This is a genomic window from Mycobacterium ostraviense, assembly GCF_002705925.1.
GTDB lineage: Bacteria > Actinomycetota > Actinomycetes > Mycobacteriales > Mycobacteriaceae > Mycobacterium > Mycobacterium ostraviense.
On the sequence record NZ_NKRE01000111.1, the window covers coordinates 1 to 386 of the forward strand.

Consider the following 386-nt stretch of genomic DNA (forward strand, 5'->3'; position numbering starts at 1 on the left):
AGCCCGGCGAGCAGGTCATTGGTGTCGCGGCCGTCGGCGACCACCCTGGTCACGATCGCCGCGACGGTGCGCCAGGCGATGCGCAGCAGCACCGTGAGCACGCTCATGGCGGTGTGCGCGGCCAGCCACGCGCAGGTGTCCTCGAATGCCCAGGTGTGGCGGGCGCCCGGCCGCGCCCACGGCACGTGCGCCACCACCACCCCATCTTCCGGGCATTCCACCCGCGGCACCGCAGCCTGCAGATACGCCTTCGTTGTCCCCACATCCAGGGTGCGCCACCGCCGTATCCCGTCCCCGCCGTCGTAGCCGGGACACCGGCGCCGGCACCGCGAGCACCGGCCCGCCAGCGACGCCATAGGCCGCACCGTCAATACCAGCACCTCGGT

Annotated in this window: 1 protein-coding gene; it reads right to left on the bottom strand. The window is 73.1% G+C overall.

From position 1 onward, the window contains the following. The coding region (locus CDN38_RS28180) for a transposase family protein (RefSeq protein WP_180276462.1) at nt 1-356 on the bottom strand (356 nt) is incomplete at its 3' end. Nucleotides 357-386: the final 30 nt, after the last annotated feature.